At 65.8% G+C, this 24,815-nt stretch carries 23 protein-coding genes; 13 read left to right on the top strand and 10 right to left on the bottom strand.

The window, feature by feature from the left end:
- The first annotated feature begins 100 nt into the window (after positions 1 to 100).
- Entirely contained in the window at positions 101 to 1,720 is a 1,620-nt protein-coding gene (locus tag CJEDD_RS11405) for an alanine/glycine:cation symporter family protein (protein WP_081764626.1), read from the top strand.
- Between the two features lie 106 nt (positions 1,721 to 1,826).
- Here the strand turns inward: CJEDD_RS11405 and CJEDD_RS11400 are convergent, their stop codons facing one another.
- From CJEDD_RS11400 to CJEDD_RS11390, 3 genes are all read right to left on the bottom strand, one after another.
- A complete protein-coding gene (locus CJEDD_RS11400) occupies positions 1,827 to 3,584 on the bottom strand; it encodes an IS3 family transposase (RefSeq protein WP_273657480.1) in 1,758 nt (585 codons plus the stop codon).
- Between the two features lie 221 nt (positions 3,585 to 3,805).
- Positions 3,806 to 5,059 carry an LCP family protein gene (locus CJEDD_RS11395; RefSeq protein ID WP_081764595.1) on the bottom strand — a complete coding sequence of 418 codons (1,254 nt, stop codon included), beginning with the start codon at positions 5,057 to 5,059 and terminating at the stop codon, positions 3,806 to 3,808.
- Positions 5,060 to 5,096: 37 nt separating this feature from the next.
- Complete coding sequence (locus CJEDD_RS11390) at positions 5,097 to 5,795, bottom strand: CPBP family intramembrane glutamic endopeptidase (RefSeq protein WP_042409476.1); 699 nt, start codon at positions 5,793 to 5,795, stop codon at positions 5,097 to 5,099.
- A 17-nt stretch (positions 5,796 to 5,812) separates the two neighbouring features.
- Here CJEDD_RS11390 and CJEDD_RS11385 point away from each other — a divergent pair, with 17 nt between their 5' ends.
- Positions 5,813 to 6,739, top strand: a complete 927-nt coding sequence (locus CJEDD_RS11385) for a DUF2891 family protein (protein WP_042409474.1) — start codon at positions 5,813 to 5,815, stop codon at positions 6,737 to 6,739.
- Positions 6,740 to 6,807: 68 nt separating this feature from the next.
- Positions 6,808 to 7,695, top strand: a complete 888-nt coding sequence (pheA, locus tag CJEDD_RS11380) for a prephenate dehydratase (RefSeq protein ID WP_052333858.1) — start codon at positions 6,808 to 6,810, stop codon at positions 7,693 to 7,695.
- Here the strand turns inward: pheA and CJEDD_RS11375 are convergent.
- From CJEDD_RS11375 to CJEDD_RS11365, 3 genes are read right to left on the bottom strand one after another with little or no spacing between them, the layout of a single operon-like run.
- On the bottom strand, positions 7,647 to 7,994 hold the full coding sequence (locus CJEDD_RS11375; protein ID WP_042409472.1) for a metallopeptidase family protein: 348 nt from the start codon (positions 7,992 to 7,994) through the stop codon (positions 7,647 to 7,649). The genes pheA and CJEDD_RS11375 overlap by 49 nt on opposite strands.
- Positions 7,994 to 9,121 (bottom strand): septum formation family protein, encoded by a 1,128-nt coding sequence (locus CJEDD_RS11370; RefSeq protein WP_081764594.1) that lies wholly within the window; start codon positions 9,119 to 9,121, stop codon positions 7,994 to 7,996. The genes CJEDD_RS11375 and CJEDD_RS11370 overlap by 1 nt, the downstream gene beginning before the upstream one ends.
- 9 nt (positions 9,122 to 9,130) lie before the next feature.
- Positions 9,131 to 9,850 carry a GntR family transcriptional regulator gene (locus CJEDD_RS11365; RefSeq protein WP_042409468.1) on the bottom strand — a complete coding sequence of 240 codons (720 nt, stop codon included), beginning with the start codon at positions 9,848 to 9,850 and terminating at the stop codon, positions 9,131 to 9,133.
- A 72-nt stretch (positions 9,851 to 9,922) separates the two neighbouring features.
- Here CJEDD_RS11365 and serS point away from each other — a divergent pair, with 72 nt between their 5' ends.
- From serS to CJEDD_RS11350, 3 genes are read left to right on the top strand one after another with little or no spacing between them, the layout of a single operon-like run.
- Complete coding sequence (gene serS / locus CJEDD_RS11360; RefSeq protein WP_273657529.1) at positions 9,923 to 11,176, top strand: serine--tRNA ligase; 1,254 nt, start codon at positions 9,923 to 9,925, stop codon at positions 11,174 to 11,176.
- A complete protein-coding gene (locus CJEDD_RS11355; RefSeq protein ID WP_042405865.1) occupies positions 11,176 to 12,033 on the top strand; it encodes a lysophospholipid acyltransferase family protein in 858 nt (285 codons plus the stop codon). The genes serS and CJEDD_RS11355 overlap by 1 nt, the downstream gene beginning before the upstream one ends.
- A gap of 5 nt (positions 12,034 to 12,038) precedes the next feature.
- Entirely contained in the window at positions 12,039 to 12,866 is an 828-nt protein-coding gene (locus CJEDD_RS11350; RefSeq protein WP_042405874.1) for an HAD family hydrolase, read from the top strand.
- Here the strand turns inward: CJEDD_RS11350 and CJEDD_RS11345 are convergent.
- Positions 12,863 to 13,744: a hypothetical protein gene (locus CJEDD_RS11345; protein WP_157034415.1), complete on the bottom strand. Its 882-nt coding sequence runs from the start codon at positions 13,742 to 13,744 to the stop codon at positions 12,863 to 12,865. The genes CJEDD_RS11350 and CJEDD_RS11345 overlap by 4 nt on opposite strands.
- A 228-nt stretch (positions 13,745 to 13,972) precedes the next feature.
- Positions 13,973 to 15,862 carry an N-acetylmuramoyl-L-alanine amidase gene (locus CJEDD_RS11340; RefSeq protein WP_042405881.1) on the bottom strand — a complete coding sequence of 630 codons (1,890 nt, stop codon included), beginning with the start codon at positions 15,860 to 15,862 and terminating at the stop codon, positions 13,973 to 13,975.
- Between the two features lie 178 nt (positions 15,863 to 16,040).
- On the opposite strand from CJEDD_RS11340, the gene glf reads away from it, so the two are divergent.
- From glf to CJEDD_RS11310, 6 genes are all read left to right on the top strand, one after another.
- Positions 16,041 to 17,228, top strand: coding sequence for a UDP-galactopyranose mutase (gene glf / locus CJEDD_RS11335; RefSeq protein ID WP_198132965.1), 1,188 nt, complete (start codon positions 16,041 to 16,043; stop codon positions 17,226 to 17,228).
- A gap of 9 nt (positions 17,229 to 17,237) precedes the next feature.
- Positions 17,238 to 17,486 (top strand): hypothetical protein, encoded by a 249-nt coding sequence (locus tag CJEDD_RS11330; RefSeq protein WP_042405885.1) that lies wholly within the window; start codon positions 17,238 to 17,240, stop codon positions 17,484 to 17,486.
- A gap of 664 nt (positions 17,487 to 18,150) precedes the next feature.
- Positions 18,151 to 19,053 (top strand): siderophore-interacting protein, encoded by a 903-nt coding sequence (locus tag CJEDD_RS11325; protein WP_042405887.1) that lies wholly within the window; start codon positions 18,151 to 18,153, stop codon positions 19,051 to 19,053.
- Positions 19,054 to 19,065: 12 nt separating this feature from the next.
- Positions 19,066 to 20,088 (top strand): FecCD family ABC transporter permease, encoded by a 1,023-nt coding sequence (locus tag CJEDD_RS11320; RefSeq protein ID WP_042405888.1) that lies wholly within the window; start codon positions 19,066 to 19,068, stop codon positions 20,086 to 20,088.
- Complete coding sequence (locus CJEDD_RS11315) at positions 20,088 to 21,083, top strand: FecCD family ABC transporter permease (protein ID WP_042405890.1); 996 nt, start codon at positions 20,088 to 20,090, stop codon at positions 21,081 to 21,083. The genes CJEDD_RS11320 and CJEDD_RS11315 overlap by 1 nt, the downstream gene beginning before the upstream one ends.
- Positions 21,080 to 21,850 carry an ABC transporter ATP-binding protein gene (locus CJEDD_RS11310; protein ID WP_042405892.1) on the top strand — a complete coding sequence of 257 codons (771 nt, stop codon included), beginning with the start codon at positions 21,080 to 21,082 and terminating at the stop codon, positions 21,848 to 21,850. The genes CJEDD_RS11315 and CJEDD_RS11310 overlap by 4 nt, the downstream gene beginning before the upstream one ends.
- A gap of 21 nt (positions 21,851 to 21,871) precedes the next feature.
- Here CJEDD_RS11310 and CJEDD_RS11305 read toward each other — a convergent pair whose 3' ends face one another.
- Entirely contained in the window at positions 21,872 to 22,825 is a 954-nt protein-coding gene (locus tag CJEDD_RS11305) for an iron-siderophore ABC transporter substrate-binding protein (protein ID WP_232297676.1), read from the bottom strand.
- Positions 22,826 to 22,924: 99 nt separating this feature from the next.
- Positions 22,925 to 23,101 (bottom strand): hypothetical protein, encoded by a 177-nt coding sequence (locus CJEDD_RS11300; RefSeq protein WP_157034416.1) that lies wholly within the window; start codon positions 23,099 to 23,101, stop codon positions 22,925 to 22,927.
- Positions 23,102 to 23,181: 80 nt separating this feature from the next.
- Between CJEDD_RS11300 and CJEDD_RS11295 the strand changes: the two genes are divergently transcribed.
- Positions 23,182 to 24,780 carry a cation:proton antiporter gene (locus CJEDD_RS11295; protein ID WP_042405894.1) on the top strand — a complete coding sequence of 533 codons (1,599 nt, stop codon included), beginning with the start codon at positions 23,182 to 23,184 and terminating at the stop codon, positions 24,778 to 24,780.
- The last annotated feature ends 35 nt before the right edge of the window (positions 24,781 to 24,815 follow it).

Raw genomic sequence — 24,815 nt, 5'->3', positions numbered from 1 at the left:
CACCAAAAGTGACACGGCGCACAACGAAATGGTCTACATTCGCAACTACCTGCAAGGGCGAGCTGGAAAACCCCAGCGCAACACATATTAAGGAGGCGCCATGGCAGACTTCATTGATTCACTCAACGGGATCATCTGGTCCAACTGGCTGGTGTACCTGTGCCTCGGCGCCGGTGCATATTTCACGCTAGTGACGCTGTTTTTGCAGATCCGCTGCCTGCCGGACATGATCCAGCAGCTCAAGGCGGGCGAGAGCTCCGAACAGGGCATTTCCTCGTTCCAGTCGCTCATGATCTCGCTCGCAGGCCGCGTCGGCGTGGGCAACATCGCGGGCGTGGCCACGGCCATCGCGTTCGGCGGCCCGGGCGCGGTGTTCTGGATGTGGCTCGTGGCGCTGCTCGGCTCCGCGACGTCGTTCGTGGAGTGCTGCCTCGCCCAGATTTACAAGGAACCCGACCGCGACACCGGCGAGTACCGCGGCGGCCCGGCCTTCTACATCGAGAAGGCGTACAAGCACACCTCGGCCCGCCCGTTCATGCTCGTCTACGCGGTCATCTTCGCCATCTGCATGCTGCTGGCCACGTCCTACTTCCTGCCCGGCATCCAGGCCAACGGCGTCGCGGCGGCGGTGGACAACGCGTGGGGCGTCAACGTGTGGATCTCCGCGGCGGTCATGGCCGTGCTCCTCGGCTTCATCATCATCGGCGGCGTGAAGCGCATCGCCAACTTCGCCTCCATGGTCGTGCCGTTCATGGCCGGCATCTACATCATCGTCGCCATCATCGTGCTCTTCGCCAACGCCTCGGACATCCCGCACGTGTTCGGCATGATCTTCCGCGCCGCCTTTGACAAGGAGGCCGCGTTCTCTGGCATGCTCGGCGCCGCCATCATGTGGGGCGTCAAGCGCGGCATCTACTCCAACGAAGCCGGCCAGGGCACCGGCCCGCAGTCCGCGGCGGCCGCCGAGGTCTCCCACCCGGCCAAGCAGGGCTTCGTCCAGGCGTTCGCGGTGTACGTGGACACGCTGTTCGTCTGCTCCGCCACCGCGTTCATCATCATCTCCACCGACATGTACAAGGTCTTCGACGGCCAGTCCGAGGACGGAGACGTGATCTACGCAGGCTCGCTTCCCGACGGCGTCCCCGTCGGCCCCGGCTTCGTCCAGGAGGGCCTGAACTCCTTCGCCTCCGGCCTCGGCCCGTCTTTCGTCGCGCTGGCGATCATGTTCTTCGCCTTCACCACCGTGCTGGCGTACTACTACATGGCCGAGGTGAACTTCGCCTACCTCATGCGTTGGGTGAAGAGCGAGAGTGCCCGCAAGGTCATCCTCTGGGGCCTGCGCGTGCTCATCATCATCGCGATCTTCGTCGGCGCGACCACGACCCCCGGCACGGCCTGGGCGCTCGGCGACATCGGCGTCGGCGCCACGGCGTGGCTCAACATCGTGGCAATCCTCTTCCTGCAGGTCCCGGCCCTCAAGGCGCTGTGGGACTACCGGCGCCAGAAGAAGGCCGGCCTCGACCCGCAGTTCGACCCCGAGGCCCTGGGCATCAAGAACGCCGACTTCTGGGTGGAGCGCAAGCACAAGATGATCGAGGCGGGCACGTGGCCCGGCGTCGAGGGCAAGGTGGTGACGGTGGCTGCGCCTGCTGCGCCGGGCGCGGCTGATGCGCCGGGCGCGGCTGGGTCGGCTGGCTCCACCGCCGTCCGCGGCGAGTAGCTCGGAGCGTCCCCACCACAAAACCGGCTACCTCCACCCGGTTAACCGCCCGTTTGGGGATGCGGTCTTTTTGTTGGAGTGCGTTTTGGGGGACTTTGTCTCGTTGTTATGCACTCAGTGCCTTGCGGTGCTCGGCGATGGTGGTGTAGCCCTCGCCGAGTGTCGACTTCAATCGTGTGTTGATGTAGAAGTCGATGTAGGAATCAATATAGTCGCGCATTTGCGCCACCGTCATCGTCGACACCACAGGCCTGCCTTTGAGCAGTTCTTGTTTCATCGTGCCGAAGAAGCCTTCGGTGCGCGCGTTGTCGCCGCTGGTGGCTTTGCGCGACAGTGACGGGATGTATCGCCACCGGTTGCCGCACCATGTATCGGCCTGGCAGTCGGGGCAATCCAAGATGTTGTGGGTGTGGTCGGTAATCAGACTGACCCAGCGTTCACTGCGGTAGAGCCCACCACGATCGGAATGGATGATCGGTTGTGCCTCGTCGGGTTTTACCTCGTCGATTCGCGCGATCATCTCGGCGACCAAGTCGTGGTTCGGTGATGTTGACATGGTCACCGCAATCGGCATCCCGTCGTAGAAATCGATCGCTGCCGACAGAAACAATTTGCCGTCTGGGCAGTGGATTTCGGTGACGTCGGTGCCGATTTTCTCCCACGGGGCATCCGCGTGGAAATCGTGGGTCAGCCCCTGAGCGTCGGCGTGGTCGATGAAGTACTGCGACGGTGCAACAACCGGCCGGGCCACATCCACATCCGCATCCCCATCATCGTCACTGTTGTCGGTTGGGGCGATCAGCAGCAGGTTCGCGGGTTTGTGGTCGGTTTCACCGGTGTAGGAGGAGTATTTGCCCGACGCTTTCGCCGGCGGGCGGCACCCAAGCTCTTCCATGAGGGTACGCACGATCTTTTCCGACACTGTATGCCCCATGATCTTCAGCCAGGCGTGGATGCGCCGGTAGCCGTAGCTTTGCCCGGATTCGGCTGCTGCCTGCAAGATCAGCGGTTTGAGTGCAGCGCGGCGCTGTTCGCGCTGGTGCACCACCTTCGTGTGGGTGTGTCGGTGGTAGTAAAACGTCGACTGCGCAATCCCGACAACCGCGCATGCTTTGGCGATGGAAAACCCGTGGGCGTCCGTGAGGGCAACCACCACTGCGGCTTTCGCCGCGGTGGACAGTTCCCCGTCACGGACGTCGTCTTTTCCCCGCGACTCACCGCCACGGACGTTGCCTTTTCCCTGCGGCTCACCGTCGCTCATGAGCACTTGGATAATGGCGTCTTTGACTGTTTCCCGGTCGCGCATCTCGACAACGAGCTTTTTCAGCTCGTCCATGTCACTGGGTAAATCAGCGATGTCGTCTATCGGTCCAGGCCCTGGCAGCCACTCGTTGACTGGCCGGGGTGGCCTTTTCGCATCGGCTGCTTCATCGACTCGCTGCTGTTGATGGTTGCGTTGGACTTTGCGGTGTTTGCTCACGCGTTCCATTGTCGCCGCAAACGCCTCGTCGAAGGTCATCGACGCTGCCGAATCGCGGTCGTCATCGTCTGGCCAGTACCGCTTCGTCCAGGTCAGTGCTGCGGTGTCGTTGACATCGAACTCCACGGCAATCTCACGCACCGTCGCCTGCGAGGTCAACCTGCGTGCTACAACCTTCGCGATGGTCTCAGCGTCGTAGGCGCGTCGCGTGCCATCAAAGGACTGGCCGCGGCGTTTGGCCGCAACCCAGTTGCCGACCGTGTCCACCGATGGTCGGCGACCACATACGTCTTCAGCCCAGTCGCAGACCTCACGGGCAGACGCCCCAGCCAAAAACCTCTCAACCGCACCATCGCGGATATCAGATGGAAACCCTGCGGGCATTGGAATACCTTCCAGCCCCCAACACTCCAACTTTTTGTCCGCGCTCCCTTTTCGGCGTGGTAGCCGGTCGTAGGTAGCCGGTTTCTCCGTGCAGACGGGGCACGGCGGCCCGGGGCGGGGCGCGGCGGGACACGACGGGGCACGGCGGCCCGGGGCGGCCTGGGGCGGGGCACGACGGGGCACGGCGGCCGCACGGCCCGGCGCCCGCACGGCCGCCCGCCCTACCGCAGCGACGCGAACAGCGCCTCCGCCGCCGCCTCATCCCAGAGCACGACGTTGCCCACGTCGGTGTCCTCGAAGCCGCCGACGGGCACGGTCTCGGTACGCAGGCCGCCGCGGATGGCCACGAGGATCCGGGCAAGGTTCCACACGTGGTCGCCGCCCCCCACGGTCACGAGCTTCGGCGAGACCCACAGCAGCCGGCCCAGGCGGAACGGGTTGAGGAACACCGCCGGCGACATCATCCGCGCGACGAGGGCGCCGAGGAACTCACGCTGCCGCGCCACGCGGTCGAGGTCGCCCTGCGCGGTCGCGCGGGTGCGCACGTAGCCGAGCGCGGTGGCGCCGTCCATCTTCTGGCAGCCGGGTTGGAGGTTGATGTTGGCCAGGGGGTCGTCGATAGGCTCGGCGACGCAAATGTCCACCCCGCCGACCGCGTCCACGACCGACGCGAGCCCGCCCATGCCGACCTCCGCGTACCGGTCGATGTGCAGCCCGGTCGTCTCCTCGACGGTCTGCACGAGCAGCTCCGGGCCGCCGAACGCGAAGGCGGCGTTGATTTTGTCGTAGCCGTAGCCGGGCACCGACACGTAGGAGTCGCGCGGGATGGACAGCAGCGTCGGCTGCCCGCGCAGCGGCAGGTGCAGCACCATGATCGTGTCTGTGCGCGTCGTCCCCAGATCCCCGCCGGTGCCGAGGCGCTCGACCTCCTTCTCGCTCAGGCCGGTGCGCGAGTCCGACCCCACGAACAGCCAGTTCGTGCCGGCGGTGCCGGGGATCTGCTCGTCGGGCAGCGCGTCGACGCGAGTAAGCCGCGCGTCGGTGAGCAGCACCAGGGCAAGCACGATCGCGAGCAGCAACGCGATGATCGCGCCGCAGCCGGGGCGTTTCGCTTGACGACGCACCTTCGGCCGACTCTCACCCCGCCGCCGCGCACGCGACACCTGCATCGGCACCTCGTTGCGGGGGTCATGGGCGTTGCGGACCTCACGTGCGTCACGGACCTCACGCGCGGGCGCGTACTGCGGGGCGCGCCGGGGTTCGTACTGGGGCTCCCGCGCCGGCTCGTAACGGGTCTCGTGGCGGGTTTCGTAGCGGGTCTCGTACTGCGGGGCGCGCGTTTCGTCTCGTCGAGAAGCGGGCGGCTCGGCGCGGCGGTGGACGGGGCGCCCGTAGCGGTCCACCAGCGGCTTTCCGTCTTTGCCCAGGGCGAACTCGCCCGCGTTGTCGCGGGGGTCGTTGGAGTGGGGCGTCATCGGCATGCGCACAGTGTAACCAGTGTGACGCGAGTGTTTAGATTCCTAACCAGCTCAGGTCGAGCAGCGGGTAGGCGATGAACGCGACGGCGTCGATGAGGAAGTGCGCGAGGATGAGCGGCCAGACGCGCCCGGTTTTGTGGAAGTACCACGCGAAGATCACGCCCATGATGAAGTTGCCGAAGCCGGCGGAGACACCCTGGTAGAGGTGGTACGACGCGCGCAGCAGGGCGGAGGCGCCGATGAACTGCCACGGCTTCCAGTCGAGCTGGCGCAGGCGCGTGACCAGGTACATCACCACCACGATCTCCTCGCCGAAGCCGTTGGCGAAGGACCACAGCAGGGAGGTGGGGATCTGCACGGCAGCGGTCGTGGGCACCACCACCTTCGACAGGCCGAGGTGCACCGCCGCGACGTAGAGCGCGAGCCCCGGGATGCCGATGAGCGCCGCGAAGCCCGCCCCGCGGGCGAGGTCGCGCCACGTGGGCCAGCGCCAGTGCTCGTCGAGAAGGTACCACGCCAGCCCGCCCCACGCGAACAGCGAGAGCGCCGAGGTCGCCTGCAGGGCCAGATCGAGCCAGGGGACGGTGGAGGCAGCGTCGTGGATCGTGGTGGTCTGCTGGTTGAGCGGCGCCTTCTGCAGCGAGTCGATGAGCCGGAAGATCGCGCGCAGCCCCGAGGTGCCGAACGTGACGGCGAGCACGAGCAGGATCTCGAGCTTGAGGCGTCGTTGCATGCGGTAACTTTAGCGCCATGTACGAATCGTGGGCGCGCACCGTCGCGCGGGTGGTCGCCCAGGAGTACCCCGCCGCCATGCACCACGAGCAGGACGGCCCGCGTCTCGCCGCGCCGCACGAGCTGCACCCGGCGTTCTGGGGCTCGTACGACTGGCACTCCTGCGTGCACATGCTCTGCACCGCCGCCAAGCTGCAGTTGCGTATCGACGACCTCCGGACCGCCACCCTCCTCAGCGACCTCCTCGACGAGCGCCTCACGCCGGACAACCTCGCTGCTGAGGCCGCGTACCTGCGCGCGCACCCGCTCTACGAGCGCCCCTACGGGTGGGCCTGGGCGCTGCAGCTGGCCAAGACATGCCGCGGCACGCGCTGGGAGACGGCGCTTGGGCCGCTCGAGGCGCAGCTCGAACGCAACGTCGCCGCGTGGCTGGGCACCCAGCAGTGGCCGGTGCGCCACGGGGCGCACGCGAACTCGGCGCTCGCGCTGCTGCTCATCCACGACGCCTCGCCGCGCCTGCGCGAGCCGGTGGAGCGCACCGCCCGGGCCTGGTTCGGCGGCGACCGCGACTACCCGCACGCCTGGGAGGTCTCGGGCCACGACTTCGTCCCCAACGGCCTGGCGGAGGCCGCGCTCATGCGCCGCGTGCTGCCCGCTGGCGAGTTCGAGTCCTGGCAGGGCGGGTTCTTTGCGCCGGGCGCGTTCGCCTTCTATACGGCGCCGATCCAGGTCAACGACCCCGAGGACGGCCAGCAGGCGCACCTCGTCGGGCTCATGCTCACGCGCGCGTGGCTGCTGCGGGAGATCGGCAGGCCGGAGGGCACGCAGCGGCTCGTCGAGGCAGCGGCGCCGCACCTCACCGGAGAGAACTTCATGGCCACGCACTGGTTGATCACCTACGCGCTGCTCGCGGAGGACGCGGACGCCGCCCAGCGGCCTGCCTGACATTCGTGTACAAACGGGCCTATGGGAGCGCGCACGAATTACTGGGTCACGTGGGGCGAGCGGGACGCGTGGCCGCAGTGACGCGCGTCGCCTACCTCGGCCCCGCCGGCACGTTCACGGAGGAGGCCGCCCGCCGCTTCGACATCCCTGGCGCGCAGTACGTCCCCGTCGACTCGCCGGCTGCCGCCCTTTCCGCCGTCGACGCGGGCGAGGCCGACTACGCGGTGTGCGCCATCGAGAATTCCATCGACGGCGCCGTGACCACCACCATGGACGCGCTCGCCGCCACGCCGAGCGCGCGCATCGTGGGGGAGACGGAGCTCGCCATCGCGTTCGCCGTCATGACGCGGCCGGGGCAGATGCTTGACGACGCCTCCCGGCTCGCCACCCACCCCGTCGCCCACCAGCAGGTCAAGCGCTGGGCCGGCGAACACCTACCCCGCGCTGAGTTCATCCCCGCCTCCTCCAACGCCGCCGCGGCGAAGATGGTCGCGGACGGCGCCGCCGACGTGGCGGTCGCCCCGGAACGGGCCGCAGCGCTGCACGGGCTGGAGGTGCACGCCCGGGGCGTGGCCGACTCTGGCACGGCGCGGACCAGGTTCGTGCTCGTCGCAAAGCAACCCGCCCTCCCGGCGCCGACCGGCGACGACCGCACCGCCGTCGTCTTCCGCACGAGGAACGAGCCCGGCGCGCTGGTGCGCGTGTTGCAGGAGTTTGCGGCGCGCGGCGTGGACATGACGCGCATCGAGTCGCGGCCCACGCGCGAGGAGCCGAACACGTACGACTTCTTCGTGGACCTGGCGGGCCACGCAGACGAGGAGGCGGTCGCGGGCGCGCTGGAGGCCGGGGCCGCGCACACCACCAGGCTGCGGCTGCTGGGCACCTGGCCGCGCGCGGCGCGAGGGCCTCAGCCCCAGCCCAGTGCGTGGAGCTCGTGCTCCTCGAGCCCGAAGTAGTGGCCGACCTCGTGGAGGACGGTCACCTTCACCTCGTGGCGTAGCTGCTCCTCGTCGACGCAGATCGCCTCGAGGGCGTTTTTGTAGATGAACACCGCGTCCGGCAGGAAGCCTGTGTGGTTCGAGTGCTGCTCCGGCAGCGGCACGCCCTCGAACAGCCCGAGGAGGGTGGGGTTGTCCGGGTTGTAGTCCCGGGCGAGGATCACCATGTTGTGCATGTTGCGGGCGAACTCGTCGGGGATGGTGTCCAAGGCGTCGTCGATCATTTCCTCGAACGCCTCGTCGCTGACCGGGAGCATCAGTACCCCGTGTACGGGTCTTGGCCCGTGTCCTGCTGGACGTCTTGCTGCGCGGGCGCCGGATCCTGTGCGGCCCCGGCGTCGTTCGGGTTCGGCGGGACCGTCACCTGCGAGGACGTGGCCGGCTGGCCGCCGGGCTGCTCCGAGCGCAGTGGGCGGCGGGCGGGGCGTTCGGGTGGCGGAGCGTCGTCGATACGCAGGTGCTCCCTGCCCTCCTTCGCGGAGCCGGCGAGGGTGGCGAACTGGCCCTCCGGGCGCGAGTAGACGAGCGCGCAGTTCACGCTGCGCGAGCCGCCCTCCCAGGCGGCGGCGGGCTGCGTGGTCCAGAACGGGCGTAGCGCGATCTGGTAGAGCTGCTCCTCGCCGCCGAGGTAATCCTGCGCGGCCTGGGTACACACGTCTTGGAGGTGTTTGTCCTGGTCCTCGACGCTCGGCGTGCGGTCTGGGAAGACGCCGGCGAGGTCGACCTTGCTCGTGATCTCCAGCTGGTGCGGGTCGGCGCACTCGACGGCGGTGAGCGTGTTCGTGTCGCCGATGGAGACGCACTGGCCGGGCTCGAAGACGCGCGCCTGGTCCTGGTCGGCGACCTTGCCCGTGGTGAGCACCGGCTCGCCCGCCCGGTCCGTCTCCTGCAGCCCGCACAGCATGGTGCGGTCGCCGCGCTCCCACGCGTCGGCGGGCGGGAGGATCGGGGCGATGGAGTAGCGCCCGTTCGGGTCGAACTTGCCGCCCAGGTAGTGCAGCGTCGCCGCGCCGCAGAGCTCCTCGCGCAGCTGGGCCTGGCGCGTCTGGTTCGGCATCGGCGCGTCGGGGCCGAACTCCGCCGTGGGGTAGGTGGCCAGGTCCTGGCGCAGGGAGACCTCGAAGCGGTGCTCACCGGCGCAGTCCGCCTGCTCGAACTTGGAGATGGTGCCGTCCGCGGCGGTCTCCCAGGTCAGGCACGAGCCGGCGTCGGCGGTGGTGAACGACGCCGGCGCATCGTCGGGCGCCGTCGTCGCCGCCGACGTGCCCTCGGCGCGCTCGTCGGTCTCGGGCGCGTCAGCCGCCAGCCCGTACGTGCCGGCCGCGACCGAACCCGCCAGCGCGGCGATGAGGAACGCGCGCAGCGTGGTCGTCTTGGAAGCCATGGGCCGACATTATTCCACGTCGCGTGCGACCCGGGTAGTCAGCCGGTAGCGGTCGGTGCGGTAGACCGAGGAGCAGAACTCCACGTTGTGCGCGCCGCTGCGGGCGTAGCGCACGATGTGCAGCAGGGCGGTGTCCAGCGCGACGTCGAGCAGCGGGGCGTTGTGGGCGCCGGCGGCGACGGCGGAGACGGTCTGCTCCGCCTCGGTGATGCCGAGGCCGTACTCCTCCTCGAGCAGGGTGTAGACGGAGTGGTAAACGTCGTTTTCCAGCAGGTCCGGCACGAGCGCCGCATTGTACCAGGCGTCGTCGACGGCGTACGGCTCGCCGTCGCCAAGCCGGAGCCGGCGCAGGTGGATGTGCGGCGCGTTCGGGGGAGAGCCGAAGTACGTTGCGACGTCCTCCGGCGGAGCCGTGCGCTCCGAGAGCAGGATGCGTGACGACGCCTCGACGCGCTGCGCCTTCATCTCGTCGGAGAAGCTGGCGAGGTGGAGCCTGCTCACGAGCGGCGCGGGGGCGACGAACGTGCCCTTGCCGCGCACGCGGCGCAGCCGCCCGGCCGCGACGAGGTCGCCGATGGCGCGGCGCACCGTGATGCGCGAGACGCCGTACGCCTCCTCGAGGGCGCGCTCGCCAGGCAGGGGGTCGCCCGGGGAGAGCTCGTTGTCGCACATCTCCTCGAGGATCAAGCGCAGCTGCTCGTGTTTGGGGACCGGCCCGTCGGTGATCATACGGCCACCATAGCGCACTGGTTATGACCGGTCGAGCGGTGCGCGTCGGGCGACGATGTAAGGTAAACAACCGTGATTGATCTCAAGCGTGTGCGCGAAAACCCAGAGGAAGTCCGGGCGTCCCAGCGGGCCCGCGGCGAGGATCCGGCGCTCGTCGACGAGCTGCTGGCCGCCGACGAAGCGCGCCGCTCCGCCATCCAGGCGGCGGACGAGCTGCGCGCGGAGCAGAAGGCGTTCGGCAAGAAGATCGGCCAGGCCACGCCGGAGGAGCGCCCGGCGCTGCTCGAGGGGTCGAACGAGCTCAAGGCGCGCGTGAAGGAGGCGGAAGCGGCGCAGGCGGAGGCGGAGGAGAAGGTCAGCAAGCTCCAGTACTCCATCGGCAACGTCATCGAGGGCGCGCCCGCCGGCGGCGAGGAGGACTTCATCGTCCTCGAGCACGTCGGCGAGGTCCCGGAGTTCGACTTCGAGGTCAAGGACCACCTCGACCTCGGTGAGGCGCTGGGCATCATCGACATGAAGCGCGGCACGAAGGTCGGTGGCGCGCGCTTCTACTACCTTGTGGGCGACGGCGCGTGGATGCAGCTCGGCATGCTCATGCTCGCCGCGCAGAAGGCCCGGGAGGCCGGCTTCAAGGTGGTCATCCCGCCGGTGCTCGTGCGCCCGGAGATCATGGCCGGCACCGGCTTCCTCGACCAGCACGACGAGGAGATCTACTACCTCGAGCGCGACGACATGTACCTCGTGGGCACCTCCGAGGTCGCGCTCGCGGGCCTGCACCAGGACGAGATCATCGACCTCTCCGACGGCCCCCTGCTCTACGCCGGCTGGTCCTCCTGCTTCCGCCGCGAGGCCGGCTCGTACGGCAAGGACACGAAGGGCATCCTGCGCGTCCACCAGTTCGACAAACTCGAGATGTTCGTCTACTGCAAGCCCGAGGACGCCGAGGCCATGCACCAGAAGCTGCTTGGCCTTGAGCGCGAAATGCTCGCCGCCGTCGAGGTGCCATACCGCGTCATCGACGTCGCGGCGGGCGACCTCGGTTCCTCGGCCGCCCGCAAGTTCGACACGGAGGCCTGGGTGCCGTCGCAAGGCACGTACCGCGAGCTCACCTCCACCTCGAACTGCACCACCTTCCAGGCCCGCCGCCTCTCCATGCGCTACCGCGACGCCGACGGCAAGACCCAGACCGCGGCGACGCTCAACGGCACCCTGGCCACGACGCGCTGGCTCGTGGCCATCCTGGAGAACAACCAGCAGGCGGACGGGTCCGTGCGTGTGCCGGAGGCGCTGCGTCCGTGGGTGGGCAAGGATGTGTTGACGCCCTAATGGATACGCGCCGATACCGCGGATTTACCGTCCCGCGCTTCTACGAGGGCATCGCCGCGAACCGCGACGAGGCGGTCGAGCGGTTTTACCAGCGGCTCGTTGGATCCATGCGCACCCTCATGCGGGCGCTGCGCATCGACACCACGGTCATCGGCGCGGAGCACATCCCCGCACAGGGCGGCGCCCTCATCGCCGGCAACCACACCGGCTACGCGGACTTCATCTTGCTGGGCACCGGCCCGTTCCTCCACGGGGAGCGCCTCGTGCGCTTCATGGCCAAGGCTTCCGTCTTCGACGTCCCCGTCCTCGGCCATGTGCTGCGGGTGATGAAGCACGTGCCGGTCGATCGCGCCCGCGGCGGCGACTCCATCGCGCCCGCGGTGGAGATGCTGCGCGGCGGCAACTTGGTGGGCATCTTCCCCGAGGCCACCATCTCGCGCTCCTTCGAGCTCGCCCACTTCAAAACCGGCGCCGCGCGCATCGCCTACCAGGCCGGCGTGCCGCTCATCCCGTGCGTGATGTGGGGTTCCCAGCGCATCTGGACCAAGGATCTGCCGAAGCACTTCCACAACGTGCCGGTCATCGTCCGCTACGGCGAGCCCGTGGAGCTCACCGGCGACGCCGAGGCGGACACCGCCGAGCTCAAGCGCAGGATGCAAGAGCTTCTCGACGCCTCACGGGCCGAGTACACCGCCCTCGCCGGCCCAGGCACCGGCGAGGCCTGGATGCCCGTCGCCCTCGGCGGCACCGCCCCGACCGTTGAGGAGGCGGAGCGGATCTACGCCCGCGAGCGGGCCGAGCGTGACGCGAAGAAGGCTGCGAAGCAGGCAAAGCGCGCCCGGAAGGTCCGGAAGTAGGCGCTATGCCCGCCGCCGCGCCCCGCCTCATCGTCTCGGACATCGACGGCACCTTCATCACCTCCGCCGGCCGCGTGACCCCACGCCTGCGCTCCGCGGTGGTGCGCGCGGTGGACGCCGGCGCGTACTTCGGCCTGGCCACGGGGCGGCCGCACCGCTGGCTCATCCCGGTGCTTGAGCAGCTCCCGCTCGCGCCGGTGTGCGTGTGCGCGAACGGCGCGGTGGTCTACGACCCGTCATCCGACACCGTCCTCCACGCCTTCGAGCTCGCCCCGGACGCGATGGCCGACGTGGTCGGCGCGGTCGAGCGCGCGCTCGATGGTGTGCCGCACGGCTACGGGGTGGAGCGCGTCGGCTCGTCGGCGCTCGACCCGGAGGACGAGTGCTTCCTCATCACGCCCGAGTACAACCCGGACGCGTGGGACAGCCGCTTCGGTGTCGTGGACACGCAGACGCTCATCAGCGAGCCCGCCGCGAAGTTGCTCGTGCGCTGCGCCGCGATGACGTCGGCACAGATGTACGAGCTCATCGCGCCGGCCGTGGACGCCGAGCTCGCGCACGCGACCTACTCCATGGACGAGGGCCTCATCGAGTTCTCGCTGCCCGGCGTGAACAAGGCCGCCGGCGCGCAGTTCTTGGCCGAGCGATACGGGGTGGGGGCAAGCGAGGTGATCGCGTTCGGCGACATGCCCAACGACATCGAGCTGCTCACCTGGGCGGGCACCGGCGTGGCCATGGCCAACGCCTCGCCGGTGCTGCACGACGCGGCGGACATGGTGACGCTGGCCAACGATGAGTTCGGCGTCGCTGCGGTGCTCGAGCGCTGGTTCTAGCCGGCCCGGCGCTCGGGGTTAGTGCACCACTCGCGGTACGTGGCGTCGATACGCGTAGGCAGCTGCCGCACGCCCGGATGCGCATCGATGCACAGCTGCAGTAGCGCGATGAGGGCGTCAGACTGCGCCTGCTTCCACCCGACGCGGCGCACGATGGCGCCGGTATTTTGGAGCTCCTTCTCGCGGTGGCGCTCCCGGTTCACCGCCTCCTCGGCGTCGCCCATCGCCCCGCTCGTCTTCTCCGCGCCATCCGCCTCCACGATGATGAATCCGTTGATGAGCACGTCCACCCAGGCGATCGTGGGCCACCCATCTGCGTCCAAGACCTCGAACCCGATCTGGAACTCGATTGTTTCCACGCCGGTGAGCTGCCCCGACGCGATGGCGCGCAGGATTCTGTCGCGCGCGATCGTTTCCAGTGCGCTCGCCGAGGTGTCGCCGGAGTGCGCGATGAGCTCTCGGAACCCGCGCAGTCCCTTCGCGCGGGGGAGCGTCGCCGTCTTGTGCAACAGGGTGTCGACGGTGAGGTGCGGGTGCTGGAACCGCGCCGACTCCAGCTGTACGAGCGCTTCCGTGCGGCCGTAGTAGCGGTACGAGTCGAAGATGGCGCGGATAGCGACGGCGGTTCGCACGCCCTTGTGGGTGCAGATTTCGCCGGGCCGGAGCATCCCGCCCCGGTATATCCGGTCCGGGTATTGCTTCCCCCACGTCCGCGAATTGCCTGGGAGCGCCAGGTCGACCCTGGTCACCCAGTCAAACGTGGACAACCCGAGCCACCGCGCGGCCGCCGGCCCCGTGAGTACGGCGGTCTTGCAGTGTCGGGCCACCTGCCTGATCAGCTCGAGTTCTTGCTGGCGTCGCTGTTGAATGTCCCCCACGGGAGGGACTTTTGCATGATTCGTTTGTGAGGTCAATGCATTGTCCACTGAGGTGGACACGCGGGTGGGGTTCCTTGTCTGCTAGTGGCGTGGCGGCGCCTACTAGCCCTCAGCGAAACGGGTTCGGTGTTTCCCCAGTTGGCGGATCGGCGCTGGGGCCGAAAATGCGCTGAGGGCTAGCAGCATCCAATCGCTACTAGCCCTCAGCGTGCTGGTCCGCGTGATCGGCTACTTCGTGTTGATATTCACCGCGCCGGTGAGCGGGTTGTAATCGATGGAGCCGCCCTCGAAGTCCACGCGCACGGTGTCGGCGGTCGGGTTGTACTGCTTCGAGGTGGGCATGCCCAGCGGGCCGGCGTCGAGGCCCTGCTGCAGCCAGGTCTCCGCGATCTTGCCCACGAGGGTGAAGATGTCGCCGTTGGCGTTGCGAGCGCCGATGCCACCCGAGTAGAGCGCCACGGCCGGGCCGGTCGGTCCGCCCACGCCGGCGACGAGCTTGCCCAGCGTCGGCTCGAGGGTGTACCAGACGGCGGCGGCGTCGCTCGACCCGAACGCGTTGAGGGTCGGGCCGACGACGGGGTTGATTTGCTGGGCGACCTTGGCGGCGTCGGAAAGCGTGAAGCCCTGGAGGATCTCGACGTTGCCGAGCTGGCCGATCTTCGGCGCGATGCCCTGGGACACGGCGTAGAGGAGGATCGTGCCCACGGCGGTGCCGGCGATCGCGGCGATGGTGACCGGGTCGCCCGAGGAGAGCTTGGTGAACAGGTCGCTCTCGCGGGCGAGCTCACCGATGGTCGGCGCGTTCGGGTCGGTGGCGGCGTCGCCGGCGGGCAGCGGCGCGGTGGTGGTCACGGTCGCGGTGCTGCCGGTGTTGGAGCCGGCCCCGGCCCGGTCGCCGGCGCGCAGCGTGCGGTACTTCAGGGCCGCGGTGGCGCGGATCGTCGGCAGTTTGGCGTAGAGGTTGTCGCCCGGGCAGGTGTTGTAGTGGAAGTCGCGGTGCGCGTTGATGTTCGGGAACATCGCGCCCTCGCCCGCGCGGTACTTCGAGCCCTGGAAGTTGCCCTCCGCGTAGTGGTAGCTCGAGCCGTTCGGGTCGAAGCCGGCGACGGCGGCCTTCCAGCCGATGATCTCGCCCATCGCGCGCAGCGCCTCGGGTGTCGGCTGGGCCTCCTGGTAGTTGCCCAGCATGGACACGCCCCAGGTGTTCTGGTTGAACGAGCCGACGTGCGCGCCCTGCGGGCCGCGGTCCATGCCGCCCGCGTGGCCCTCGTAGATGTTGCCGTACTTATCGACGAGGGCGTGGTAGCCGATGTCACCCCAGCCCAGCGTATTCGCGTGGTAGTTCCAGATGCCGCGCACGATGCCCGGCGCCTCCGCCTCGGAGTACACGTTCGAGCCCGCGGTGTGGTGCACCGTCGCCGCGGTGGTGGGCTCGGCGTAGTACGGGGCGCTGCTGCGGCCGGCGCCCCACTGTGCGCGAGTGATCACCTTGGGCATGCCCCAGGTGTAGCTGTCGGCGACGGGCTGGATGCCGCCTTGGTTCGTGCCCTCGCCGCCGTCGAGGAAGACGGCCTTGATGTCGTTGGCGGTGGTCGGCGCGCCGGAGTCGGTGCGGCCGCCGTCGAGGAGGTCGACGTTGCCGGTGGAGACCTGCACGCGGCGGGTCTTGCCCACGAAGATCGGCTCGGTGCCGAACGTGTTCGAGCCGGCCGGCGGGTCGACCGGGTCCATGGCGTACCACTCGGACCAGGAGCCGTCGGCGTTCTGGGAGCGCACGTAGGCGGCGATGTCCCGGTCGCCGGTCCAGGTCAGGCCGACGAGGGAGAAGTCGCGGTCGTTGGAGAACTCCTTGACCACGCGGCGTGCCTCGGAGTCGCCGCCCTGGGTGCGGATGGCGGCGTCGTCCACGGTGATGTTGGCGCCGGCGGCGAAGGATTCGGAGGTGGTGTACACCTCGGGCGCCGCCGCGCCGAGGGACTGAACCTTGAGGATGCCGTGGCTGCCGAACGCGTCGGCGGCGACGAGGGAGACGACGAGGAGGACGGACACGATCACGGGCATGATCGCGGCCCGGGTGGGTCGGGCCGCGCCGCCCTGGATGCTGCGACGTTGCTGCACGGTATTACTCCTGGGGCTCTAAGAGATCACTGCGAAAGCAGTGGCAAATGTGACAGAAACGAAGTGTAGTGCACATTGAAGTCTCAAGAAAGACTTGAGACTTGACGGGCGTGTCGCGGTCCCGCGGCGTGTGTCGGGCGAAGCTGCGTCGATACGCAACTGTGCGAAAATGGGCCGTATGGCATACGACCTCATTGTTGTTGGATCGGGTTTCTTCGGGCTCACCGTCGCGGAGCAGGCGGCGAGCGAGCTGGGCAAGCGCGTGCTCGTGGTGGAAAAGCGCGGCCACATCGGCGGCAACGCGTACAGCGAAAAGGAGCCGGAAACCGGCATTGAGGTGCACAAATACGGAGCGCACCTGTTCCACACGTCGAACGAGCGCGTCTGGGAGTACGTCAACCGCTTCACCGACTTCACGGACTACCAGCACCGCGTCTTCGCTATGCACGACGGCACGGCGTACCAGTTCCCGATGGGCTTGGGCCTGATCAACCAGTTCTTCGGCCGCTACTACTCGCCGGACGAAGCGCGCGAGCTGATCGAGCAGCAGCGCGAGGGCCTCGACCCGGCGGCCGCGACGAACTTGGAGGAGCGTGGGATTGCGCTCATCGGCAAGCCTTTGTATGAGGCGTTTGTGAAGCACTACACCGCCAAGCAGTGGCAGACCGACCCCACCGACCTGCCGCCGGAGATCATCTCGCGCCTGCCAGTGCGCTACACCTTTAACAACCGCTACTTCAACGACAAGTACGAGGGCCTGCCCGTCGACGGCTACGCGGCGTGGCTCGAGCGCATGGCTGCATCTGACCTGATCGACGTCCGGCTCGACACCGACTGGTTCTCCGTGGCTTCGGAGCTCCGCGCTTCTTCTCCGGACGCGCCGGTCGTCTACACCGGCCCGCTGGACCAGTACTTCGACTACGCCGAGGGCCGCCTGGGCTGGCGCACCCTCGACTTCGAGCAGGAGGTGCTGGACACGGGCGATTTCCAGGGCACCCCGGTGATGAATTACAACGACGCCGACGTCCCGTACACCCGCATCCACGAGTTCCGCCACTTCCACCCGGAGCGTTCCTACCCGGGCGACAAGACCGTCATTGTCAAGGAGTACTCGCGCTTCGCCGAGGACGACGACGAGGTCTACTACCCCATCAACACCCCAGAGGACCGCGCGAAGCTCGAAGCGTATCGACGCCTCGCGGCCCAAGAAACCGAGTCCAACAACGTCCTGTTCGGCGGCCGCCTGGGCACGTACCAGTACCTGGACATGCACATGGCGATCGCGGCGGCGCTCACGTTGTTCGACAACCAGCTGCGCCCGTTCTTCGAATCCGGCGAGCCGTTGAGCCAGCCGCGCGGCCACTAGAAGGTACTTGTGAGCACCGAGATTTTCGTCCACCCTGACTGTCCCGACTGCACGGACGTGATCGCGCAGTTCCAGGCAGACCCGCAGGTGTTCGGCGACGCGGAACTTCTCGACGTCACCAACCTGCCCAACCTCAAACGCTTCCTCACCCTGCGCGACTCGCTCGACGGGTTCGCAGACGTGCGCGCCACCGGCAAGATCGGTGTGCCGTCCAAGGTGATCGACGGCACGACGGTCGAGTTCCCCGGCGAGGTGTAGCCGGCCTCGGCTGCTCGGCTGCTCGGCGGTTCGGCGGCCCAGTGCTGGGGCGCGGTGCTCGGGCGCGGTGCTGGGGCGCGGTGCTGGGTGGCTGGGACGCCCGCCCCGCCGTCCGACCTTGCCCTTTTCGACGATGGCGATAGCTCGATGTCGATAGTTCCTGGTCACGGCGTTTTCGCGTTTCTCGTCGCACCACAGGCTAAAACTCGCTGACCTGCAAGTATTGTCATCGAGCTATCGACATCAAGGTTTCGGCATGAACTAGCACCTCATCAAAACGCTGGCCAGGTTGTGGGTGATAACCACGCTTCCTGACCGGCTGATGAGCGCGATCGTGCCAAGAATGGCAGCTCCGGTCGATCGGCCGGTCGAGTTATGAACAACTCCAAACAACTAGTCTGACCTGCGGCGATGGGCCTATTTCGGGTCAGTTGTATAGCGAGTTGTTTCAGAGTTGTTTTAAAGAACTCCGGAACAACTTTTGCTAGGCGCTTGGGACCGGGGCGACGAACGTCGAGACGAGGTACCGGTTGATGTCCGGGCGGGTAGCGTGTCCGCGCCGTCACCTGCTTTGAAGGTGGCTAGCCACTCCAGCTACGCGGGCGCTAGAAGACAGTGTGCTTTACACTTTTATTAGGTTAGGCAAGCCTATATAGTTTGCAGGGTGAGTTTTAGACCCTTTCTTGCAACCGTCGTCCGGAGTGAACGTATTGCACCGAGTTTCCAGCGGGTGACGTTCACCGGGGTTGACGCCATGGGGCCCGCCGTTCCGATCAGAGATTTGCGTATCAAGCTGCTGATCCCGCCTGCCAGCGGTCTGTTCGAGCTTCCCGAAGAGGGGTGGTGGGACACATGGCGTGAGATGCCGGAGCACATGCGCGGACATCTGCGTACCTATTCCATTCGGGAGTTCCGGCGAAGTGCTGACAGCCCTGACGAAGTGGATGTGGATTTTGTTCTGCACAGCGATAGTCCCGGTCCCGCCTCGGCGTGGGCACAAGACGCACACCCTGGACAGCAGCTGCTGATTATTGGACCAACACGCGCCGATGATTCCGGTGTTGGTATTGAATTTAACCCCGGATCTGCTGTGGTTGCCCGTCTTTACGGCGATGAAACCGCGTTGCCCGCAATGGCTCGTATCTTGGAGGAGTGGCCCGAGGGGCTCACCGGTTCGGTTGATATCGAGGTGCCCGCCGGCAATTACCTGCCCATCGACTCTCCTTCACAGGTTGATGTCCGTTGGCATTTTCGTGCAGAGGGGGACTTCGACTACGGAGGCTTGCTTCTTGCGCAGCTGAAACAGGAAGTTGGATCCCGTTGTGGCTCTGCTTCGTTGGAGACTGGAAAACCTGGCCTTGTGGACGAAGCCCAGCTCGATGAAGTCTGGGAGACACCCACGTATTCCAGCAGTGGAGAATTGATAGGTCCCACGTCGGGTAGTGCAGGGCACACCTACTACTGGATCGCTGGGAAGAATACAGCTGTGACGGCGATGCGGCGGCTTCTGGTGGGTGAGGCGGGAGTGCCTCGCCACCACGTGTCGTTCATGGGGTACTGGCGGTAACGGAGTAACAGCGTGACTAAACGTGTTGGGCTTGTCGTCTTCCTTGTGGTTTCCACTGTGTGTGCAGCGCTGGTGTCGCTGTTGATCGGGGCGCGCGAAATGGGTTTCGAGGCAACGGTGAGCGCGGTTCGTAATGGACTCCCGCTGGCGTTCTCGGGCGCAGCCGAACAACTTGAGACGTCCAGTGATGAGGCGAAGATCATCGCGCAACTCCGTGTTCCGCGCACCCTACTTGGTCTGTTGGTGGGGGCAGCGCTGGGCACCGCGGGCGCACTGCTGCAGGGACACACCCGAAACCCGCTCGCAGACACAAACCTGCTAGGTGTAGGTCCTGGCGCCGCGCTTGCGGTGGCGGCAGCCATTTCCTTTCATGGCTCAATGACGGTGTTGGGCACTGTCGGGGTGGGATTCCTCGGCGCAGTACTTGCGGTAGCGCTTGTTTTCTTGCTCAGCGTGAGAAGCCTGGGATCGAGCCCGATCATGGTTGTGCTCGGTGGTTCTGCGCTGGGCGCGGTTTGTAGTGCGCTTACCAGTGGCATCGTGCTGACGAATACGCAAAGCCTCAACGAGATGCGGTTTTGGACGGCAGGCGCTATTGCTGGGCGCGACATGCAAGTGGTCGCGGTGCTCGCACCGGTGATTCTCCTCGGGCTTGTGGGGGCCTTTGCTACGGCAAATCGGGTGAACCTCCTGAACTTGGGAGACGATGTGGCAAGTGCCCTTGGCGTGAGAGTCCCCATCACGCGAGCTGTAGGCATTGTTCTTGTCGCATTGCTCACGGGTGCCGCGGTGGCTGGGGCGGGCCCAATCGGGTTCGTCGGCCTGGTTGTTCCGCACCTCGTGCGTAGCCTCACCGGCCCGGACTACCGCTGGGTGCTGCCGTGTTCCGCGCTGGCTGGAGCGACGTTGCTCTTACTCGCTGACGTTATTGGTCGCGTCATCGCGCGCCCTGGAGAATTGCAGGTCGGCATCACGCTTGCCTTCGTTGGAGCCCCATTTGCACTGCATATCTTGCGGAAAGGGGCGAATCGCTGATGCGGGTTTTCGCGATAAACGCTGCTCTTGCGGTGCTGGCCCTAGCCGCTGCCCTCGGGGGCGTGATGGTTGGAGATTTCGAGCTATCAGTTCGAGACGTAGTCTCTGCCCTTATGGGCCAAACCACGGAGTTGGCCCGGACTGTAGTTCTTGAGTGGCGCCTGCCACGAGTGGTTACGGCGCTGGGTGTAGGTGCTGCGCTGGGCTTTGCCGGGGCGATCTTCCAGACCATTACAAGGAACCCGCTGGCGAGCCCGGACATCTTGGGGGTCACCTCGGGCGCCTCTGCTTTCGCTTTGACCGCGTTACTCGCTGGTGGAAGTACCGGGATGATGTTGCGTGGACTGGGAGTACCACTCAGCGCATTCCTCGGTGGAGTGGCAGTATCTGCTGCAATCTGGTGGCTGAGCCGTGGTGCAGGTTTAGGGTCCTTCCAGCTTGTTTTTGCCGGCATCATCATCAATGCGCTGGCGATGGCTTATAACTCGTTCTTGCTTGTTCGCGCCGACTATCGGGATGTTGGCAAGGCGCAGGCGTGGATAACCGGTTCAGTGGGTTCCTCTAGTTGGCACGATGTCCTCGCAGTACTCATTGCGCTGGCAGTTGTTATTCCACTGTTGCGGTGGGCAGCCTTCAAACTTGAGGCGCTCTCTCTTGGGGAGGCCACTGCTGCTGGCCTCGGGGTAGAGCCCCGCCGTACCCAGCTCATCCTCATGATGATGGCTGTAATGCTGGCATCGATGGGCGTTGCAGCGTCTGGGCCGATAGCGTTCGTGGCGTTTGTCGCACCACAGATCGGACACAAGCTCGCACATGCAGCAACGCCGCCATTAGGAACCGCGATGCTTACTGGCGCGGCGATCGTCTCCGTCGCTGACTTGGCGTTGCGAGTCCTGGTGCCGGGGAACCTGCCGGTGGGGATAGCCACAACTGTAATTGGTGGCGCAGTGCTGCTTTACACGCTGTTGAGTGCAACACGAAAGGTGTCCATATGATGCTTCAAGGCCGAAATCTTAAGGTAAGTTATGGCGATTCCGTCATACTCAATGGCATTGATTTCGACGTGCCCAAAGGCGGAATCACCACAATCATCGGGCCAAACGGTTGTGGCAAGTCAACGCTGTTGCGTGCTGCGGCAGGGCTTCTTACGCGTGACTGTGGCACAGTAACGCTGAACGGCGTGGACCTGGCAAATCTGAAGCGCCGCGAGATTGCACGCCAGCTTGCTGTGTTGCCACAGACTCCGGTTGCTCCCGAGGGGCTGCAAGTTCGTGATTTGGTTGGCCGCGGACGCCACCCACATCAATCTTGGCTGCGACAGGGCTCGACTGAGGATTCACGTGTGGTCGATGCAGTGATGAAACTGACCAATATCACGGAGTTTGCAGACCGTCCGCTCGAGCGGCTTTCTGGTGGTCAGCGTCAGCGCGCTTGGATTGCGATGGTTTTAGCGCAGGAGACTCCGCTCGTGTTCTTGGACGAGCCGACGACTTACCTAGACTTGTCTCACTCTGTCGAAGTCTTGTCGCTCGTACGTCAACTCGCCGATCAGGAGGGCAGAACCGTGCTTATGGTGCTGCATGATTTGAACCTCGCAGCACGCTATTCGGATCAACTCATCGTGATGCAGCGTGGCGAGGTGGACGCGGTCGGTGCGCCCGCTGAGGTGCTTACTGAGTCTTTACTGGACCGCGTTTTTCATCTGCCTGCTGTCGTGACAACAGACCCAGTAAATGGGGGCCCACTGGTTGTCCCCCGGTAAGCACCACTTCCGCCTGGTGTTCTAGAGCGACTTTTTGATTTGCTCGATTGCGTACGGGATGGTGAGGGGGTTCGGCATGCTCATTGCAGTGGCGGTATCGGTGTCTAACCAGTAGACCCCGCCACGCTTATTCACATCGAGGTCCATGAAGGTGGCGTCGTTTTTCAGCGCATCGATTGCGCTGTAGTAGTCCAGTACGAAGAGGTAATCCACGTCATTGAAGTCGACGTAGTTTTCAGGCGACCAGTCGAGGAAGTAGCTGGAGCCATCGCCGTTGAACTTCTCTGGGATCTTGAACCCAAGCTTTTCAATGAAGGAGCCGCGGCCGTCGCCCGAGGTATATACGCCAAACTTCCCGTCGTAAGGCATGCCGATTACCGCTGTTTTGCCTTGCAACTCAGGGTGAGCTTCGCGGAAATCTTGGAAAGCCTGCTCGGAATCGGCGATGAGTTTTTCGCCTTCGGCTTCCTTATTCAACGCCTTGGAGATTTCCTTAATCTGTTCATCCCACGGCACTTGCCAATCTTTGTATTCATCCGAGTGGAAAGTGGTTGGCGCAATCTGCTCGAGCAATGCCTTCTTGTCGGCTTCGAGACCACTGTTCACCGCAATGATCTTTGTCGGGTTGAGCGAGGCAACTTGTTCGGCAGTGTCGGTGCTGAACTCGGTGGTCGTGTCCCGGATCGGGTTTGGGTCGACTGTGAGCTTGTCCTTGGCCCATGGTCCAAGTCCGGAAGGGTCTCCCGAACCTTCCTGTTCCCAGGTGGCGTAACCGACCGGTTGTTCACCGAGCGCAAGGACCGTATCGACATCGCCGAGACCCATTGTCACGATGCGCTCCTCTGACCCGTTGGCATTGGAGGTTTCGGGAGCGGTTGTTGAATCGCTTGATTCGGTGGAGCAGCTGGCAAGCATGAGCGCCGCAGTGAACGTGGCTGCGATCCCCTTCAGTGCGCGAGAGGTAAAGAGTGTCAAGGTTGCACCTTTCGTAGGTGGTCAAAGAATTTCGCGTTAGGTCTCCCTAACCTAACGCGACCACTCTAAGGTATGCCTTGCCTAAGTGGCAATCCTTGTCTAGGTGCTCGGGACCGGGTCGATGAACGTCGAGACGAGGTACCGGTTGATGTCGGAGCGGTTGATGATGCCAACCACCGTGTCGTAATCGGTGCCGACCTCGGCCGAGTCGTTTTGGGCAAGCAGTGCGTATGGGACGGTGAAGGCTGGGACGGAGTTGCCGAGGACGTCCAACACGTTGCCGGCGGAAGACGATAGCTGATTTCTGTGAATTGGGCTGATGGGCGAGAGAGAGCCGTGTCGTAAGCTGGGTCAGCGTGGGAACTTTCATTGCACTTATCGGGCTGCTGCTCGCCACCGTCTTTGTCGCCGCGATTGGCGAGCGCACCGGGTTGCCGTGGCCGGCGCTGCTCACCGTCGTTGTTGCTCCGGTGCTGTTCATACCGGGGATCGAGACGGTGTCCATACCGCCGCACCTGATCCTGCCCATCTTCCTGCCGCCGCTGTTGTGGTCGTTGGCGAGGCGCACGAGCTGGGGGCAGATTGGCTCGCAACTCAACGTGGTGCTGACCATGTCGGTGATCCTGGTGTTTCTCACCATCGCGGCGCTGACGGCCACGGCAATGTGGATGCTGCCGGGGCTGAGCCTGGCCACTGCGATGGTGCTCGCCGCCGCGATTGCCCCGCCGGACCCGGTGGCTGTGGACGCGGTGGCAGGCCCGGCCGGCATCCCGAAACGCATCACCGGCACCTTGCAGACGGAGGGCCTGTTCAACGACGCCGCCTCCATCGTCACCTTCAACGTGGCCATGTCTGCGGCGGTGGCGCATGGTGAAGTGGACTTCAGTAAAGGGTTCTTCCAATTCCTCTACGCGGCGATCGCCGCTGTGGTCATCGGCCTGGTGGTGGGCAGGCTCGCCGCCATGTTCGCCAACTCTGTGCCGGACTCCGTTATCCGCACCGCATTCACGTGGGTGCTCCCGTTTGCCATCTATGCCGGTGCTGAGGCGATCGAGGCCTCGGGCGTGATTGCCATCGTCATCGCGGCGGTAGAGATGTCGTCCCGCTCCGCCATGACGGCCGAAGACCGCCTCACCGGCCACTCTTTCTGGGAAACGGTGGAGCTGCTGTTCACCGGTGTGGCGTTCGGCCTGATCGGCATGAGCGTGCGCGACGCCATCGACACCGCCGGCACGCACATCTGGCAGGCGGTGCAGGTGGGCGTGGTGCTGTCCCTCGTGGCGTTCGCCGTGCGCTTCGGCTGGATGTGGGTGCTGTACAAGATGAACACGAAGCGCGGCCGCACGAACGTCTCCCCGCTGCGGCTGCAGGAGGTGCTGCTGATGGCGTGGTCCGGCATGCGCGGCCTGGTCACGCTTGCGCTCGTTTTGTCCATCCCGGCGTCGGCGACGAGTTACCACTACGAGCTCTCAGTCATCGCGCTCACCGTCCTCACCTGCACGATGGTGGTGCCGGGGCTGTTGTTACCTTGGCTCGTCGATAAGCTTGACCTGCAAAATGGGCCGGGCGGGGACAAGGCCATTGAGGAGCTGAACCAGCGCGCGTACGCCGCCGCGCGCAAGGCGGTGAAGCAGCACGGCGAGGAGTACGCGCCGGAGGCGTACGCGATGGTGCAGGAGTGGTTGGATTCCATCGCGGAGAAGCGCCTGCAGGATCCCGAAGGGTCCGAGGAGCGCAAGGAGGCCTTCAAGCGTGCACGCACCGGGGCGTTGCAGATGCAGGAAGTCGCGCTGCGGGCCGCGAGCCGGGAGCTGCAGCAGGCCCGCCGCGAACGCCAGTACAATCCCGCCGACGTCGACGCGGTGCTGGCAGACCTGGACAAGCTGATTCTCGCCCGCGACCGCAGCGCGCTTGCCACACCCAGCACCATGGTGAAGTGGGAGCCGGAAGAGTAACTACTTCTACACCGTGCCGGTGACAGTTTTCGTGG

This window comes from Corynebacterium jeddahense, from assembly GCF_028609865.1.
In the GTDB taxonomy this organism is placed as follows: Bacteria; Actinomycetota; Actinomycetes; order Mycobacteriales; family Mycobacteriaceae; genus Corynebacterium; species Corynebacterium jeddahense.
The sequence above is the reverse complement of the archived record's forward strand: the minus strand, read 5'-3'. Positions and strand labels throughout refer to the sequence as shown.

Coding starts and splice junctions, on each gene's coding strand:
- CJEDD_RS11375 (WP_042409472.1), bottom strand. CDS start 7,994: ATGCTCCCGGTCAGCGACGAGGCGTTCGAGGAAATGATCGACGACGCC.
- CJEDD_RS11400 (WP_273657480.1), bottom strand. CDS start 3,584: ATGCCCGCAGGGTTTCCATCTGATATCCGCGATGGTGCGGTTGAGAGG.
- CJEDD_RS11370 (WP_081764594.1), bottom strand. CDS start 9,121: ATGGCTTCCAAGACGACCACGCTGCGCGCGTTCCTCATCGCCGCGCTG.
- CJEDD_RS11405 (WP_081764626.1), top strand. CDS start 101: ATGGCAGACTTCATTGATTCACTCAACGGGATCATCTGGTCCAACTGG.
- CJEDD_RS11315 (WP_042405890.1), top strand. CDS start 20,088: ATGCGGGTTTTCGCGATAAACGCTGCTCTTGCGGTGCTGGCCCTAGCC.
- CJEDD_RS11350 (WP_042405874.1), top strand. CDS start 12,039: ATGCCCGCCGCCGCGCCCCGCCTCATCGTCTCGGACATCGACGGCACC.
- CJEDD_RS11310 (WP_042405892.1), top strand. CDS start 21,080: ATGATGCTTCAAGGCCGAAATCTTAAGGTAAGTTATGGCGATTCCGTC.
- CJEDD_RS11365 (WP_042409468.1), bottom strand. CDS start 9,850: ATGATCACCGACGGGCCGGTCCCCAAACACGAGCAGCTGCGCTTGATC.
- CJEDD_RS11355 (WP_042405865.1), top strand. CDS start 11,176: ATGGATACGCGCCGATACCGCGGATTTACCGTCCCGCGCTTCTACGAG.
- CJEDD_RS11385 (WP_042409474.1), top strand. CDS start 5,813: ATGTACGAATCGTGGGCGCGCACCGTCGCGCGGGTGGTCGCCCAGGAG.
- glf (WP_198132965.1), top strand. CDS start 16,041: ATGGCATACGACCTCATTGTTGTTGGATCGGGTTTCTTCGGGCTCACC.
- CJEDD_RS11395 (WP_081764595.1), bottom strand. CDS start 5,059: ATGACGCCCCACTCCAACGACCCCCGCGACAACGCGGGCGAGTTCGCC.
- CJEDD_RS11390 (WP_042409476.1), bottom strand. CDS start 5,795: ATGCAACGACGCCTCAAGCTCGAGATCCTGCTCGTGCTCGCCGTCACG.